16 protein-coding genes are annotated in these 15,220 nt (G+C 61.8%); 9 read left to right on the top strand and 7 right to left on the bottom strand.

Annotated elements, in window-relative coordinates; all coding sequences use genetic code 11:
- The first annotated feature begins 83 nt into the window (after positions 1–83).
- On the top strand, positions 84–272 hold the full coding sequence (locus RS9916_RS02880) for a hypothetical protein (RefSeq protein WP_007097718.1): 189 nt from the start codon (positions 84–86) through the stop codon (positions 270–272).
- A 21-nt stretch (positions 273–293) separates the two neighbouring features.
- Here RS9916_RS02880 and RS9916_RS02875 read toward each other — a convergent pair whose 3' ends face one another.
- Positions 294–692, bottom strand: coding sequence for a hypothetical protein (locus tag RS9916_RS02875; RefSeq protein WP_038023146.1), 399 nt, complete (start codon positions 690–692; stop codon positions 294–296).
- A gap of 96 nt (positions 693–788) precedes the next feature.
- Between RS9916_RS02875 and RS9916_RS02870 the strand changes: the two genes are divergently transcribed.
- Positions 789–1,220: a LexA family transcriptional regulator gene (locus RS9916_RS02870; RefSeq protein ID WP_038023144.1), complete on the top strand. Its 432-nt coding sequence runs from the start codon at positions 789–791 to the stop codon at positions 1,218–1,220.
- Positions 1,220–2,494 (top strand): Y-family DNA polymerase, encoded by a 1,275-nt coding sequence (locus RS9916_RS02865; RefSeq protein ID WP_007097715.1) that lies wholly within the window; start codon positions 1,220–1,222, stop codon positions 2,492–2,494. The genes RS9916_RS02870 and RS9916_RS02865 overlap by 1 nt, the downstream gene beginning before the upstream one ends.
- A gap of 24 nt (positions 2,495–2,518) precedes the next feature.
- On the opposite strand, the gene RS9916_RS02860 is transcribed toward RS9916_RS02865, so the two are convergent.
- From RS9916_RS02860 to RS9916_RS02850, 3 genes are all read right to left on the bottom strand, one after another.
- Complete coding sequence (locus RS9916_RS02860; protein ID WP_007097714.1) at positions 2,519–3,664, bottom strand: NAD(P)/FAD-dependent oxidoreductase; 1,146 nt, start codon at positions 3,662–3,664, stop codon at positions 2,519–2,521.
- Between the two features lie 83 nt (positions 3,665–3,747).
- Positions 3,748–4,044: a hypothetical protein gene (locus RS9916_RS02855; protein WP_007097713.1), complete on the bottom strand. Its 297-nt coding sequence runs from the start codon at positions 4,042–4,044 to the stop codon at positions 3,748–3,750.
- Positions 4,044–4,301 (bottom strand): hypothetical protein, encoded by a 258-nt coding sequence (locus tag RS9916_RS02850; RefSeq protein ID WP_007097712.1) that lies wholly within the window; start codon positions 4,299–4,301, stop codon positions 4,044–4,046. Before RS9916_RS02850 ends, RS9916_RS02855 begins: the two co-directional genes overlap by 1 nt.
- Positions 4,302–4,425: 124 nt before the next feature.
- On the opposite strand from RS9916_RS02850, the gene RS9916_RS02845 reads away from it, so the two are divergent.
- Entirely contained in the window at positions 4,426–5,394 is a 969-nt protein-coding gene (locus RS9916_RS02845) for a hypothetical protein (protein ID WP_007097711.1), read from the top strand.
- On the top strand, positions 5,391–6,608 hold the full coding sequence (locus tag RS9916_RS02840; RefSeq protein ID WP_007097710.1) for an NAD(P)/FAD-dependent oxidoreductase: 1,218 nt from the start codon (positions 5,391–5,393) through the stop codon (positions 6,606–6,608). The genes RS9916_RS02845 and RS9916_RS02840 overlap by 4 nt, the downstream gene beginning before the upstream one ends.
- Positions 6,609–6,611: 3 nt before the next feature.
- Here the strand turns inward: RS9916_RS02840 and dnaG are convergent, their stop codons facing one another.
- A complete protein-coding gene (gene dnaG, locus RS9916_RS02835; protein WP_007097709.1) occupies positions 6,612–8,684 on the bottom strand; it encodes a DNA primase in 2,073 nt (690 codons plus the stop codon).
- A gap of 80 nt (positions 8,685–8,764) precedes the next feature.
- Between dnaG and RS9916_RS02830 the strand changes: the two genes are divergently transcribed.
- Positions 8,765–9,697: a DMT family transporter gene (locus RS9916_RS02830; RefSeq protein WP_038023142.1), complete on the top strand. Its 933-nt coding sequence runs from the start codon at positions 8,765–8,767 to the stop codon at positions 9,695–9,697.
- On the opposite strand, the gene RS9916_RS02825 is transcribed toward RS9916_RS02830, so the two are convergent.
- Positions 9,670–10,143 carry a hypothetical protein gene (locus tag RS9916_RS02825; RefSeq protein ID WP_007097707.1) on the bottom strand — a complete coding sequence of 158 codons (474 nt, stop codon included), beginning with the start codon at positions 10,141–10,143 and terminating at the stop codon, positions 9,670–9,672. The genes RS9916_RS02830 and RS9916_RS02825 overlap by 28 nt on opposite strands.
- A 22-nt stretch (positions 10,144–10,165) precedes the next feature.
- On the opposite strand from RS9916_RS02825, the gene ruvA reads away from it, so the two are divergent.
- The 3 genes from ruvA to RS9916_RS02810 are packed head-to-tail and all read left to right on the top strand — an operon-like array spanning position 10,166 to position 11,576.
- The gene (gene ruvA, locus RS9916_RS02820; RefSeq protein WP_038023139.1) at positions 10,166–10,816 is read left to right on the top strand and encodes a Holliday junction branch migration protein RuvA; all 651 of its coding nucleotides are present in this window, start codon (positions 10,166–10,168) and stop codon (positions 10,814–10,816) included.
- A 54-nt stretch (positions 10,817–10,870) separates the two neighbouring features.
- Entirely contained in the window at positions 10,871–11,140 is a 270-nt protein-coding gene (gene rpsO / locus RS9916_RS02815; RefSeq protein ID WP_007097705.1) for a 30S ribosomal protein S15, read from the top strand.
- A 28-nt stretch (positions 11,141–11,168) separates the two neighbouring features.
- A complete protein-coding gene (locus RS9916_RS02810; RefSeq protein WP_007097704.1) occupies positions 11,169–11,576 on the top strand; it encodes a PAM68 family protein in 408 nt (135 codons plus the stop codon).
- Between the two features lie 71 nt (positions 11,577–11,647).
- On the opposite strand, the gene RS9916_RS02805 is transcribed toward RS9916_RS02810, so the two are convergent.
- On the bottom strand, positions 11,648–15,181 hold the full coding sequence (locus RS9916_RS02805; protein WP_007097703.1) for a DNA polymerase III subunit alpha: 3,534 nt from the start codon (positions 15,179–15,181) through the stop codon (positions 11,648–11,650).
- Between the last annotated feature and the right edge of the window lie 39 nt (positions 15,182–15,220).

The following is a 15,220-nucleotide window of genomic DNA, read 5'->3' as shown; positions in this document are numbered from 1 at the left end:
CAATTGCCCTTGGTTTTAGGTATTCCTCCTCAAGCGCCTCCGCGGGAACGGCCCGAGGATGACGCAAGCCGGAGATCATCGTCATGCGCATGCTGAGAACCTCCTCCGGACTCACCGCTGACTTCATGGCCGGAGGGCGCTTCCGGGTTTGCGATGCCCAGCAGCACTGCCATGTGGTGAACAACCGCCAAACGGCCTACAAGGTTGTGGCCACAGCAGAAACCCGCGGCATCACGCTCGATGCCGCCCTCGACGAAAACCAGAGCCGTTGATCGCGGGATTCCTCCAACCGCTCACGCGGCCAGAGGTGTAAAGACAAGGGGCTGAAACTTGGCGAATGACAGGGTCCAGACCCGGCCGGCCATGGCCTGCAGTCCCTGATGGAAAGCGGTGGTGTCACCACTGTTCAACCAGGCGGCCTTGAGCGTCGGCAGATCCTCGGGCAAGCACCCCATGGGCACCTCCGCCAGCAACAAACTGCCCTGCGGTGAGGCCTGCTGAAGCGGTCCATCATCACTGCGTTGCCACACCCGAACCAGCAGCTCCAGGGCGAGCTCCTTGGCCATGACGTGGGGCTCACCACCGGGCGTCAAGTCGGCATCGGCCGGCAGCGAGCGTCCCCCCAAAGGCAGGGCTCGTGCTCCGTTCTGCTCCAACAACGCCAAAGCGATCAGATAAGGAGCATCAGCCATAACGATCCAATGGCGTGGGGCGTCCATCTTCCGGCACCCACCCCCACCAACACAGCAGAACATCTGTACTATTAACAGGAAGGAGGTGTTCGTGCCGTGGACGTTCAGAACACGCCGTTACCGCTGCGAGCGCAACGACGCCCGTTGGCCATTCCCCTGGCCGGGGAGCGCGTGGCGGCCGGTTTCCCGTCACCTGCCGACGACTACGTGGATGTCGGCATCGACCTCAATGAGCAACTGATCCGCCACCCCAGCAGCACCTTTTTTCTGCGCGTCAGCGGTGACTCCATGATCGGTGCCGGCATCCATGACGGCGACCTGCTGGTGGTCGACCGCAGCCTCAATCCCCGGCCCGGACGCATCGTGGTGGCGATCCTCGACGGGGCCTTCACGCTCAAGCGGTTGATGCGCGATCAACGCGGGCTGCACCTGGAAGCCGCCAATCCCGCTTACCCCTGTCTGGATCTGCATCACTGCACCGATGTGCAGATCTGGGGCGTGGCTGTGCACGTGATTCATCCACTCTGATGGCCAAGGCCACGGCGCTGATCGACGCCAACAACTTCTATGCCTCCTGTGAGCAGAGTCTCGATCCGGCGCTGCAAGGCAAACCCGTGGTGGTGCTTTCCAACAACGACGGCTGCATCGTGGCCCGCAGCGCTGAAGCCCGAGCACTGGGCATCGCCATGGGCACACCGTTTTTCCAAGCGCGGCATGATCTCGAACGCCTGAACGTGGTGGTGCGCAGTTCCAATTACGCCCTTTACGCCGATATGAGCCAGCGGCTGATGAGCCTGCTGGAGCAACAGGCGGAAGACCTGGAGATCTATTCCATCGATGAAGCCTTCGCATGCCTGACCCGGCCCGTGGACGGCGATCTCAGGGGATGGGCGCGGCAACTGCGAGCCCGCATCAAGCACAACCTGGGCCTGCCGATCGCCATCGGGCTGGGCCCAAGCAAAAGCCAGGCCAAATTGGCGAATCAACTGGCCAAAGGCATCCCAGCCCATGCCGGCGTGTTTGACCTGGGGCACTGTGGCGACCCCGACCCCTGGCTGGAAACGATCGCCATCGAAGACGTGTGGGGCATTGGTCGCAAACTCGCCCATTGGTGCCGCGGCCGCGGCATCACCAACGCCCGTCAGTTGCGCGACATGCCCACCGGTGTGTTGAAAGCCAAAGCCGGCGTGGTGGGTTGGCGCCTGCAACGGGAGCTCAGGGGCCATGCCTGCCTGCCCCTCGCCCTGGCCCCCTCCCCCAAACAGGAAACCTGCGTCAGCCGCAGCTTCAGCCGACCGGTCACCAGCCTCGAGGAACTGCAACAAGCGATCGCCACCTACGTGGTGCGGGCCGCCGAAAAGCTGCGCAAGCAGGGGCAACGCGCCGCAGCCCTGACGATTTATACCCGCACCAGTCCATTCAGCCCAGGCTTCTACAGCCGCTCTGCCAGCCGCCAACTCGACCTACCCAGCAACGACACCACGGTGCTGCTCAAGGCAGCACTGCCTCTGGTGGCACGCATTTTTCAGCCGCACCGCCCACTCGCCAAAGCTGGGGTGCTGATGCAACACCTGCAGGGCATCCACCACCTGCAACAACACCTGCTCACCCCATGCGACCCCGCCGATCTCCAGCGCCGGGAGGTTCTGCTGGCCACGATTGACGGCCTCAATCGCCGCTATGGCAGCGGCACCGTGGCCTGGGCCGCCTGCGGCATGACCCCAAGCTGGATGATGCGCCGTGATCGGCTGGGGCAGGCCTGCACAACCCGGCTGAGCGACGTGCCCGTGGTGCGGGCCTGAGCCCAGCCGAAGGTGGGACTGGCATCAGCGCCCGGTGACCATGTCTTCCACGATCTGATCGAGCTTGGGACTGGGGATGTTGGCGAACATCAAATCGCGCATCCAACTGCGCAGACCACCACAGGTGGAGCGATCCAGGCCATGACGCGACTCTTTGATCACAGCATCAGCGGCAGGCTTACGCGCCGCCTCGAAGCACTGAAAGATCTCAGCGACAGGACGGCCTGAGGCGATCAAATCGGCCAGAACGGCTGCATCCGCAATGGCAGAACAGGCCCCCATCCCGGCGTAGGGACTGGTGGCATGAGCAGCGTCGCCAATCAGCAGAACACGATCGCGGTACCACGGTGACAAGGCCAATAGATCACCTGCTTGGGTAAAGACCATCTGCTCTTCATCCGTCAGCTCCAGACAACGCTGAAGCAGCTCCGGCACACGCTTGATCTGCTGCTGAATCTGCTCTTTTTTGGCCACGTCAGCCTGCGGCTGGATGGTGTTGAACGCCACATACCAGCGGGTTTCACCATGGCCAAGCTGAGCCACCCCCGCCTTGCAGCCAGGAAGCCAAAAATCCATCTGCACGCCTGGTTCAAGCCCCTCCGGAATCGCGTCAATCACAGCGATCCAGCCTCCAGAACCGAGCATGCGCAGGCGCACATCGGGAAACATCTGCTGGCGCAGGGCACTGTTGGCGCCATCGCAGGCGATCACCACATCGGCATCCACACAACTGCCATCAGCGAAATGGGCCGTGGCGTGTCCGGGATGGTTCACCACCGAGACGCACTCCTGACCGAGCACGAGATCGTTGCCCACCATGGCCGCCAGGGTCTGTGACAAACGCCGGCGGTTGACCTCATAGCTCTCGGCACCATTGCGACGGGATACATCGCCAATGGGCATATCGACCACGGGCTGCCCCTTGCGGCCGTGCATGCGAAAGACCTCCAGCGGTGCCCCGAAGTTCTGCACCGGCACATCAAGGTCCTGCAGGATCTTGATGGCGTAACTCCAGATCAGGAAACCGGTCGACTGGCTCTGGTAATGGTCGTACTTCTCATGCACCGACACGCGGATGCCATGCCGCTGGAGGGCAAGGGCGAGCGTGAGGCCGGCAACACCACCACCAATGATCGCCACCTTCTGCACCCCTGCACTGGAGGAGGTCATCCCAACCCTTCAACGACATCAGCCGCAGGCTGCCGGCACTGATCCATCAGCGCAACACCCACCGCCAGAAAAACAGCAGGGTCTTAGACGCCCCAGATCAACTGAAGCTCTTGGGCCCGCTTGGACACAAGCAGCACCATGCCGCCGCCATGGGCGTTCAAGCCTGTTTCCTCCCGCAGGAGAACCGAACTGGCCAGGGCGATTCCGCACGTTTCAACAAACAAGACCGGCACCGTGCCGTCCTTGCCGTGCATGGCTTGCAAATCCAACGCCTGACGAACCGCCTGCTGAGACTTCACCACCCCAAGCTGATCAACAAACGCCGGCCAGAGGTGATTCACGGCAGTAAAGGCCGAGAACTCGAAGGACGCTTCCACCATCAGGCTGAACGCTGTGCGAGGGCATCAACGATCATCTGCGCACTCACGGGGATGACTTCCAGGGCATCCTCGTTGTCGAGATAGGCCTCAAACGACGCGAAGCGCTCAATCCGTGGTTCAGCACCCTCAGCAGCACAGGCCGCTGGCCAATCGTCATCGTCGGGCTTGACCTCGACATAGGCCTGAAGGGCTTCTTCGAGATCACCGCCGTCGCCAATGCCTTCGCCGTGCCAGAACGCTTCAAGAAAGGCCGTCATTGCCAACCACCAAACGGAACGGAGCAGCCGAAGCCACCGATTGGGCCATCATCCAATCCCGGCGACCCGCGGGCGCAGCCGGAGCAGCGGGACTAGACCAACAGCACTGGACATCCAAGCCTCCATGCCTTCGCTTGAGCGCTATTGCAGCGACTTCTGCGGGAGTGATCAAGCCTGGCCGGACCTGCCCCTGCCCCGCGCAGCGCAGGATCTCTGGTGGGCGGAATGGATCAGCCAAAGGCATAACCAACGCCAGCACAGCGCCCCCCTCGATGCACTGCGGGAGCACCTACCGCAGCTCTGGATCACGCCGCGGCGGGGAGCTGCCAGCAGCGAGCTTTACCGTCGCCTGGTGTTGCAGGGCGAAGCCGCAAGTCCTGCGGATCAGCGGGCGGCTCCCCAACTGGAAGACCCCGCAGGCATCACCATCAGCCTGGCCCCGCACCCCTGCGGATCGATCCCGGTGATTCACTTCCGAGCACAAACCGATTTCGTGCTTGCCGTGCGCTGTCTGGCCCATCGCTGTGAACCTGCCAGCATCCAAGCCACAGTGCACGCCCAGGCTGTGGCGGGGCTGATTCATTGGGGGCTGATCCGCGACATCGGGCGGGAGCAGCGCTGTCAACTGCTGATGCTGCATGAGGCGCCTTACAGCTCCCTACCTGCCTCATGCATCCCTGGAGACCTGTCAGACGAGGACTGGATCGAACGCTCCAGGCGTTGGCGACTGGAGCATGAACTCACCCATATCGCCTGCAAACGGCTTGTGGGCGAAATGCGCATCAACCTGTTTGATGAGCTGATTGCTGATGCCCTGGGCATGTTGGCGGCCCTAGGACAGTTCAAGGCTGCGTTATTCCTGAACAGCCTTGGCCTCAACGCGGATGGCGGTCTGCGCGACGACGCCCGCGCCCACGTCTACCTCCAGACCTTGGATCCTCAGCACCACGGTGAGGCCTGCCAAATGGTGATCGCCCGGGCGCGGGAGCTGGAGGCGCTCTTGCACGCCGGCAGCGTGTCGCGTGAACCCATGCACCTGCTTCGGGTCCTCACCCACAACCGTCTGGATCAGCCGCTGCAGCCCAATCCATGAGTGCAAAACCACAACAAGAGAGTCGACAGGTGCAGGTGCTGATCGTTGGCCTGGGCCCAGCAGGTGCAGCCTGTGGGATGGCACTGGCAGGAAGCGGCCTGGAGGTGCTGGCCCTGGATCGTGCCCACTTTCCCCGCGACAAAATTTGTGGCGATGCCCTGCCCCTCGGCGCCCAGACCCTGGTCCAGCATCTGGGGCTACTTACAACGTCCCCAGAGCTGCAGTGCCGCAGCTCTCTGGAAGAGCGGGGCAGCGTCAGAGCCCGGGGTTATGACCAAGGGCTGACCGGTCAGGGATGGCTTGCGGAACGCGGGGCCATCCTGTCGAGCACAGCATGCCTCCAAACCGTTCGGCGCCATGACCTCGACCACTGGCTGGTGGAACGCTGCAGGGAACGCCAGCTGCCAATGGAGTTTGGCTGGCAAGTGGAAAGCCTGAGGTGGGACCAGGCGATCCAGCGGTGGCAGGTGCGCGGACGGATCCGAACCCGCGAAGGCAAGCCCCTCAAACGCTTTGCCATCACCACGCCAGTGGTGGTGGGTTGCGACGGAGCAGCCTCCGCCATTCAGCGACAGAGCAACCCAGCCCGACCACGCTCTCTTCAGGCCCTGGCCAGTCGTTGCTATCTGACGCCGCACGAGTCCCAGACCAGCAGCGCTCAAGCTCAACCGCGGTCACGCCTCCACTACCTCTGGCCCGGAGAGTCGACCTATGCCTGGGCCTTCGCCGTTCCAGGCGGGTTCAACTGCGGCGTCGCCGCCATGGTGAATCGCCATGGCGACTTACCGATCAGGGGCAGGGACTTAATGGAGCGCACTCGCCAATGGATCCAAACCCTTAATCACGACTGGGATCATTCCGCAGTCGAGGCGAGCCATCACAACACGTCAACCATCCAGACGATGGCCATCCCCGTGATCCACCCCACTACGGCACCCCAGTCATCAGCTGGAATCCTGCTCGCGGGAGATGCAGCAGCGTTGGTGGACCCCCATCAAGGCCATGGCATCGACCGAGCGCTCGAAAGCGGGGCGCTTGCCGCGACGGTGATCCGCAAAGGGGTGGCGATGGGACTCGCACCAGCCGCACTCTCCGAGCGCTATCAGCAACGACTGGCCGTGCGGGTACGCGGCTGGCAACAGCAGTGGCAAGCCCTTGAGCTCGAGTCAATGAACGACACCGCTCTGATCAAAGCGCTGAGCCGGCCCCGCTAAGCCTCAGGCTGCGGCTCCCCCCGGAGTCTCCTGAGGTCCGGAATAGCCCGCACAGCGCTGCTCATCGAGATGGGCAATGTGTTTGCGCTCGCTGTAATAGAGCTCCTGAAAGCGAAGGGCATCGGCGTTGAGGTCGTCGAACAAGGCCTGAATGCGCTGTTCCATGTCGATGTTGGCAAGCGTCTGCGGCTGGTCCTGCTCCTGCGCGATCAGCGAGGCGATGCAACGTTCCAACGTCTGCAGCCGCTGCCCACCCCAAGCCTCCAGCAGATGGCGGCAACGCTTGAGACTCTTCTGGCGCTCGAGCATTGCCGCCGTGCCGCGCAGCTGCTGCATCGGATTCGCCAAGGCCAGGAGCTGCAGCTCCCCCGGCTCCAACAAAGGGGTTAACCGAGACACCAACGCGCTGTTCTCCAGCAGCAATTGATCGGTCAGCAGACGGGGGAGATCGAGGTCAGCCAGTTCATCGCCGCTGTCCTGCCCGCGACTGACGGCCTCAAGCCGACCGGCACCAATATTGGTTTCCTCCAGATCGGTCAGCGAGGCCCACAACAGCCGATGGTGCTGGAGGGCGAAATCCTCCAGCTCCCGCTGACGCAGCTCACGGCGGATGGCGCTGCGATGGGAGGGGCAATGGAGATAAAGGCGCAGGATCTCGGCCTCAGAGCGTTCGCGCTGACTCGACTCGCCTGGCTGCTCAAAGCGGGCGGAACGGCCATGCCAACGCTGACCCTTCACCTGTTGACGCAGGTCGTCCTCCAGCTGAAGCGCCAGACGCCCCTGGCCACCACTGAGGCGTTCGGCCACTTGCTGGAGGTAATGGGTGCGGATCGCCGATGGGGGCAACTTGCCCAGCAGTGCCACCAGGGCACTCACCCCTTGCTGAAACTGATCGGCCTTGGCGAGGTCGCGACCCTCCAGCACCTGCTCGATTTGCCAGTCGAGCCAGAGCGGTGCCTGATCGAGCAGAGCCCGGTAGTCGCCGGCGCCATGGTCTTTGAGGAATTCATCGGGATCCTTACCGGACGGCAGGTGCAACACCCGCAGCTCCAACTGCCCCTGCAGGGCGAGCTGCTCCACCTCACCGATCGCCCGATTGGCTGCTCGGATCCCGGCACCATCGGCATCGAAATTGAGCACGATGCGCTTGCCATCGCTGCATCGGCAGAGCTGGGTGATCTGCTGGCTGCTCAGAGCAGTTCCGAGGGACGCCACCGCATTGGTGATCCCCGCTGCATGGAGAGCAATCACATCGAAATAACCCTCCACCACCACCGCTCGGTCGTCCTTGCGGATGGCGTTGGCGGCCCGATCAAGACCAAAAAGGTGCTTGCCCTTCTCAAACACCTCCGTCTCTGGAGAGTTGAGATATTTGGGCTCGGCGCCATCCAAGCTGCGACCACCGAAGCCGATCACCCGACCCTGACGGTCGCGGATCGGCACCATCACGCGATGACGGAAACGGTCGTAGAAACCATTGCCACCCTTACGCGGCACCACCAGTCCGGCGGCCTCGAGCATCTCGGGGCTTAACCCTTCGACCTGCTGCAGATGCTTCAGCAGGCCATCCCACTGGTCTGGGGCGTAGCCGAGTTCAAAGGCGTCAAGGGTCGCCTCCGAGAGCCCACGGCTTTCACGCAAATACTGGAGCGCTCCCTGGCCCGCCGCAGTGCGGAGCTGGGTGCGAAACCAGCCCGAGGCCAAGGCCAACGCCCGGTGGAGTTTTTCGCGGCGCGACAACTGCTGGCGCAGCCGCTCCTGCTGGGGGCCATCCACCGTTTCCACCGGCAGCTGGTATTTGCGCGCCAGCTCCAGCACCACATCGCTGAAGCTCTGGCGCTGAAGTTCCATCAGAAACTTGATGGAGTTGCCACCGGCCCCGCACGAGAAGCAGTAATAAAACTGCTTGGCCGGTGACACCGTCATCGACGGCTTGCTGTCGTCGTGGAACGGGCAGATGCCAACGAATTCACGACCTTTTTTCTTGAGCACCACGTGCTCTCCCACCACATCAACGATGTCGGCCCGTTCCTTGACGGCGTCGATCGTGCGGGGGTGAAGACGGGGTGTCGCCATCGGACCATTCTGCGAGAGCTTGTGCCGAACGGGAGTCCAGGGTGCGGTGCGAAGGTTGGCCCTTGATCTGCAAGGCACGGATGCAAGCACTGCTGAAGGCAATCCGCGGCAGTCAGTCAGCGCAGCAGTGGCGGGCCTGCGGCCTGTTGATCCTCTGCGCACTGGCCTTCAGCCTGATGACCGTTTGCGTCAAGCATCTCGGCGGCGCATTGCCTGTTGCGGAAATCGTGCTGGTGCGGTCCCTGATCAGCATCGCGATCACCCTGGTGATGCTCCGACGCGTCCGCGTCTCCCCCTGGGGTCAGCAGCGGGGACGACTGTTCGTGCGTGGCGTGCTCGGCACCACCGCCCTGCTCTGTTTTTTTGAAGCCCTGGCCCGTCTGCCATTAGCAACGGCCACCTTGCTGCAATACACCTACCCAACCCTCACGGCTCTGAGCGCCTGGTTGTTACTGGGGGAACCGATCCGCCGCCGCATTGGCTTGGCGGTGCTGATGGGCTGGATCGGAGTGATGCTGGTGGTGCAGCCGGAGTGGCTCGGTGGAGCGGCGGCGCCTGCCATCCCAGACCTGACGGCCACAGCCGTGGCCCTTGGACTCGGTGGCGCACTGCTCACCGCCCTTGCCTATGTGAGTGTGCGCCAGCTGTCAGCGCGGGAACATCCGCTGGTGATCGTGTTCTATTTCCCACTGGTCTCTGTACCCGCGACACTTCCGTTTCTTTGGGGTCAAGCGATGTGGCCGACCCCTGAGCAATGGCTGTGGCTGGTCGGTGTGGGCCTGTTCACTCAGCTGGGTCAAATCTGGCTGACGGAAGGACTCGCAGCTCTGCCCGCTGCCCGTGCCACATCGATCAACTACGTGCAGGTCGTGTTCGCAAGCCTCTGGGGTGTGCTGTTTTTCGCTGAACCCATTACGGGAGCTGTGGTGCTCGGAGCAATCTGCGTGCTGGGAGCGACCCTGATTAGCCTCAGTGCCCGTCAGCCTCAGCTCGGCTCGAGTGGCAAGGGATAGGTGATCCAGTCCTGACTGCTGCCATCACTCGATCCGGAGGGCTGCGCCAACCGCCAGCTTTCGCCGCGCTCCCCCCGTTCGAGAAACAGTTCAAACGGACTGTCGACCCGAACACGATCTCCGGGCAGTCGCCAGTCAAAGCGCCCGGTCAAATGCACCCCCTTGTGATCCCCCAGGCGCATCGACTCCTGCTCTTCCACGCGGACCCGGCTCACCTCAGGGTCACCGTCAGCCTCAAGGTCTAAAGAGCGAGCGATCGCTGTCTGGGTGAGCTGAATCTGCAGCCCCAGAGCTTTCAACAACACCAGACGGGGAGGCTGATCAGCCGCACTACACGCGGTCAGTCCAACCCCGATGACCAGGGCACAGATCAGGGCTATCCCCCGGCGGATCAAGGTTTGGCCAAGCCGCTGCAGGTGGGCCAGGCTCGACAGGTCAGGCAGCATGGAGCGCATCAGGAACAACCCCATGATCGGCTGGCTGCAAGGGGAACGGATTGACAGTTGGGTCCAAGGGGGGCGCCAGGGCCTTGTGATCGCCTGCGGCGGTGTGGGTTACGAGGTGCAGTTCACCAGCGGACATCGCACGCGACTGGAAGCGGAACGCCAGTGCACCGCCTGGATCCATCAGGTGCAACGGGAGGACGGCTGCATGCTCTACGGCTTCCTTGAGAAGCGGGAACGCGACCTGTTTCGAACCCTGATCAGCGTGAACGGGGTTGGGCCACAAATGGCCCTCGCCCTGCTCGAAAGCTGTGGGGCCACGGCCCTTGTGGACGCCATCGTGGAGGGCGATCTGCGTCAGCTCACCCAGGCTCAGGGCGTGGGCAAACGCACAGCCGAACGGCTGGCGGTGGAATTGCGCGATCGCCTGGGCAGCTGGCGCGCCCCTGCGGACGATGGTCTGTCACTGGTCGACCGCAGCGATCTCAAAGCCCTGCCGCTGCAAGGCGACCCTCTCCAGGAACTGCAGCAAACACTCGAAGCCCTTGGTTACGAAGACCTGGAAATCCGAAGAGCCATGCGCGCTGTGGCGACTGCTGCTGAGCCCCCTGCTGCCGGCGATCATGACGCCTGGCTGCGGGAAAGCCTGCGCTGGCTGAGCCGGGCTACGGCTTAGGGGCCCATGAGGAGGTAAATTGGTTGTTTGCACTGTCAGGGCCAGACGCCGCGCATGTCGCTCGATACCACTCAAAAGCAGCAGCTGATCAACACCCACCAAACCCACGCCACCGACACCGGATCGGCTGAGGTGCAAGTGGCCATGCTGACCGAGCGCATTTCGCAGCTCAGCAACCACCTGCAGAAGAACATTCACGACTTTTCATCCCGTCAGGGTCTGCTGAAGATGATTGGTCGCCGCAAGCGCCTGCTCTCCTACGTGCGTGGCAAGAGCGAGCAACGCTACAGCGATCTGATTGGCAAGCTGGGCATCCGCGGCTGATCCGCCGCATCGCCTTCGTTTCTTTGCCATGGCCGACCCTCGCAAACTGTTGCCGTTTGAACCCCGACGGTCGGCCGATGACAGCAGCAAAAGCCTTGGTCAGTCCAAGGCAGTGAACTCCCAGCCCATCCCCAAGGCTGTGGCCAATCGCATGGCGCGACGCGTTGCGATTGCCACTGGTGTGCCTTCGGTGATGGGTATGGCTGTTTTTGTGATCAGCTATTTACTGGTCAGCAAACAAATTCTCGACATTCCTCCTGGCATCACGCTGGTGAGTTCTGGGGCCTGCTTCCTGCTGGGATTGGTGGGATTGAGCTACGGCGTGTTGTCTGCCAGCTGGGAACCTCAGCCCGGCACGTTGCTTGGCCTCGAGCACATCAAGCCCAACATTGCGCGAATGCGCAGCTCGATGAAAGCCCAAAAAGCATCGAACTGAGGTGACGATCAGGTCAAGACTCGAGTCACCGGAGCTGGCGCTCCGGTGACTTTTTTGTTGTCAACAAGCGATCAGACCGGCACCGCTCCACTGAAGACAGCCTTGGTGGTGGCCGTAAACGCCTGCTCCTGCAGATAGCTGGCAGCAGCGACGGCGTTGCGTACGCAGAACTGGGGGCCAAGGCGCACATAACGCACCTCACTGCCATGACGAACGGCAGCCACCACAGGCACACGGACGCCCAACTCATCCTGCTCAGGCTTGTGGGCATGGAGACATTCACGCAGCTTGTGCTGCACAGCCACATCGCTGGCCTGGTCCGGAGCCAGCTCCACCAGCAACAGCTGCAGGTCGTCAATCGCCCGGCAATCGTCAACGATCAACTGCACCCGTTCATCCCGTCGGTCAACCGCCGCCCAAACCAGCAGACGAGCTTCTGCCATCAGGTGGTCTGACAGACGGGCATAACTCTTGGGGAACACAACAGCTTCACAGCTGCCGGTGAGGTCTTCGAGGGTGAGCACTGCCATCCGATCGCCTTTACGCGTGGTGACCTGCCGGTATTCACTCACCATCGCAATCGCACTGACTTTGGCCTTGTCGGCCTGCTCTTCCAGGCTGCCTAAGCCAATCGGCGCGAGCAATTTGGCCGGTGGGGTGAGCTGTTTGAGGGGGTGATCCGACAGGTAGAAGCCCACTAGATCCTTTTCCAGGCGCAGCTTTTCGGTGGGGTGATAATCCGGAACAGGAGGGGCTTTGGGCGCCATGCTGAGGTCGTTGGCACCCTCTCCTTCCGCAGCGGTGGCCGCCGCCATCAGATCAAACAGATTGCCCTGGCCACTTTCACGATCCTTGGCACGGGAGGAGGCCCAGTCGAGCAGAAGATCCAGATCCGCCATCAACTGGGCACGATTGGCCTTGGGCTCCAGCGCATCGAGAGCGCCGCAGTGAATCAACGACTCAAGGCTGCGGCGATTGAGCACAGAAGAAGGCAAACGATCACAGACATCCGCCAACGACTCGAACGGCCCATCCTCCTGACGACTCGCGATCAAGTGGCGAATCGCTCCATCCCCGAGATTGCGGACTGCCGAAAGTCCAAACAGGATGCGATCGCCTGTCGGAGTGAAGTCGATGCCGGAGGCATTCACATCGGGTGGCATCACCTCAATGCCCATGGCATTGCAATTGGAGATGTAGCGCTGCACCTTGTCGCTCGCTCCGGCATTCACCGTGAGCAGTGCAGCCATGTAGGCCACCGGATAGTGAGCCTTGAGATAGGCGGTCTGATAGGTCACCGCGCCGTAGGCGGTGGAATGGCTCTTGTTAAAGCAGTATTCCGCGAACAGCACCATCTGATCGAAGAGCTCATCGGCGATCTTTTCGTCGACCCCCCGTTCACTCGCTCCCTTCACAAAGATGCCGCGATGTTTCTGCATCTCTGAGACCTTCTTTTTACCCATTGCGCGGCGCAACAGATCCGCTTCACCCAGCGAGTAACCGGCCAAATCCTGAGCGATCTTCATGATCTGCTCCTGATACACCATGATCCCGTAGGTCTCCTGCAGGATCGGCTCAAGGGCCTGGTGCGCAAAGTCGATCGCTTCGCGGCCGTGCTTGCGGTTAATGAACTTGGGAATCAGACCAGCATCAAGCGGTCCAGGTCGGTAGAGCGCAAGGATTGAGGAGATATCTTCCAGCGAAGAAGGGCGCAAATCCCGCACGATCTGACGCATTCCGCTCGACTCGAGCTGGAAGATGCCTTCCAGATCACCGCGCGCCAGCAGGGCGAATGTGTCGGGATCCTGCGGCGGCAACTTGTCGGGATCAATGCTTTCCCCGAAGTTGGCTTCCACCAGCTCGAGGGTTTTGTCGATCATGGTGAGGTTTTTCAACCCCAGAAAATCCATCTTCAGGAGTCCCATCGACTCCACGTCTTCCATGTAGTACTGGGTGATCACCTGACCATCGTTGTTGCGTTGCAACGGCACCAGCTCATCGAGCGGATCCGCGGCAATCACCACACCAGCAGCGTGCACACCAAAAGTTTTGTTGGTGCCCTCGATTCGCATCGCCATGTCGACCCAACGCTTGACCACGGGGTCGTTTTGATACTTCTCACGGAAGTCGGGATTGGGCGACTCTTCACCAATCATGGCCGCCAACTTGGCTGGCTTTCCGCGGGCCACGGGAATCAGCTTGGCGAGACGATCTGCATCGCCATAAGGAATATCGAGCACCCGCGCCACATCCTTCAGCACCGCCTTTGACGTCATGCGGTTGAACGTGATGATCTGCGCCACCTTGTCGTCGCCGTAGCGCCGGGTGACGTAGTCGATCACTTCACTACGGCGCTCAATGCAGAAGTCGGTGTCGATATCAGGCATCGACTTGCGCTCTGGATTGAGGAAGCGTTCGAACAACAAGCCATTACTGACAGGGTCGATGTTGGTGATTCCCAGGGCATAAGCCACCAATGACCCCGCAGCAGAGCCGCGGCCAGGGCCGACGGGAATGCCTTGCTCGCGAGCAAAACGGATGTAATCCCAGACCACCAAGAAGTAGGTGGGAAAACCCATCTGCTCCATCACGCCCAGCTCGTACACCAGACGCTCGGCGTAGACCGCATCGATGGACGCACCCTCAGCCAGGGATAGCCGGTCACGTAAGCCCTGCTCGGTCACTTCCTTGAGATAGCTCACGGGAGTGTGGCCATCGGGAATGGGGAAGCGGGGCATCTGATAACGCCCGAGGATGTCGTAATCCTCGACTTTTTCCGCAACCTCAGCAGTGGTCGCAATCGCTTCCTGCACCACTGCTGGATCCAGATGGTCGACGAACAGCCGACCCATCTCTTCCTCGCTACGGATGAACTCCGTGCCGGTGTACCGCAGGCGTTTTTCGTCGGAGATGAGCTTGCCCGTCAGCACACACAGCAAGGCATCGTGCGCCTCCACGTCGTTGCGCGTGAGGTAGTGCGCGTCGTTGGTGGCGATCAGGCCAATGCCGAGCTCCTTGGCGATCTTGACGATCTCCACATTGACGATCCGGTCTTCCACAGAGCCGTGGTCCTGAATCTCCAGATAGAAGTCGTCACCAAACACCTCCTGATACCAACGCGCCACATCCCGTGCCACCTCGGGGCGACCGCGCATGATCGCCTGGGGGATTTCACCACCAAGGCAGGCGGTGGCCACAATCAGCCCTTCGCTGTATTGCTGCAGCAGATGTTTATCGATGCAAGCCCGGGAGAAAATCCCACGTCCTCGCATGCCGCGTAGATGGCTGATGCTGGTGAGCTTGACCAGATTGCGATATCCGGTGGCGTTTTTGGCCAGCACCACCAGGTGATAACGACGCTCTTTTTTCTGCTGCGGGTCATCGATGGACCCGTTCACCACGTACATCTCATTGCCGATGATCGGCTTGATGCCGGTGCCTTGACAGAGCTTGAGCAGCTCCACCGCGCCATACATCACACCGTGATCGGTGAGAGCGAGGGCTGGCATGCCCAGCTCTTTGGCCCGCTCCACCATCTGCGGCAACTGCGATGCCCCGTCCAGGAGGCTGTAATCGCTGTGGTTATGGAGAGGGACAAAAGCCATACCCCCAGCCTAAGGGGCTACGCAAGATGGAGGGTCCCG

The sequence above is a fragment of the Synechococcus sp. RS9916 genome (assembly GCF_000153825.1).
In the GTDB taxonomy this organism is placed as follows: Bacteria; Cyanobacteriota; Cyanobacteriia; order PCC-6307; family Cyanobiaceae; genus Synechococcus_C.
This window is presented reverse-complemented; position numbering and strand designations above follow the sequence as displayed.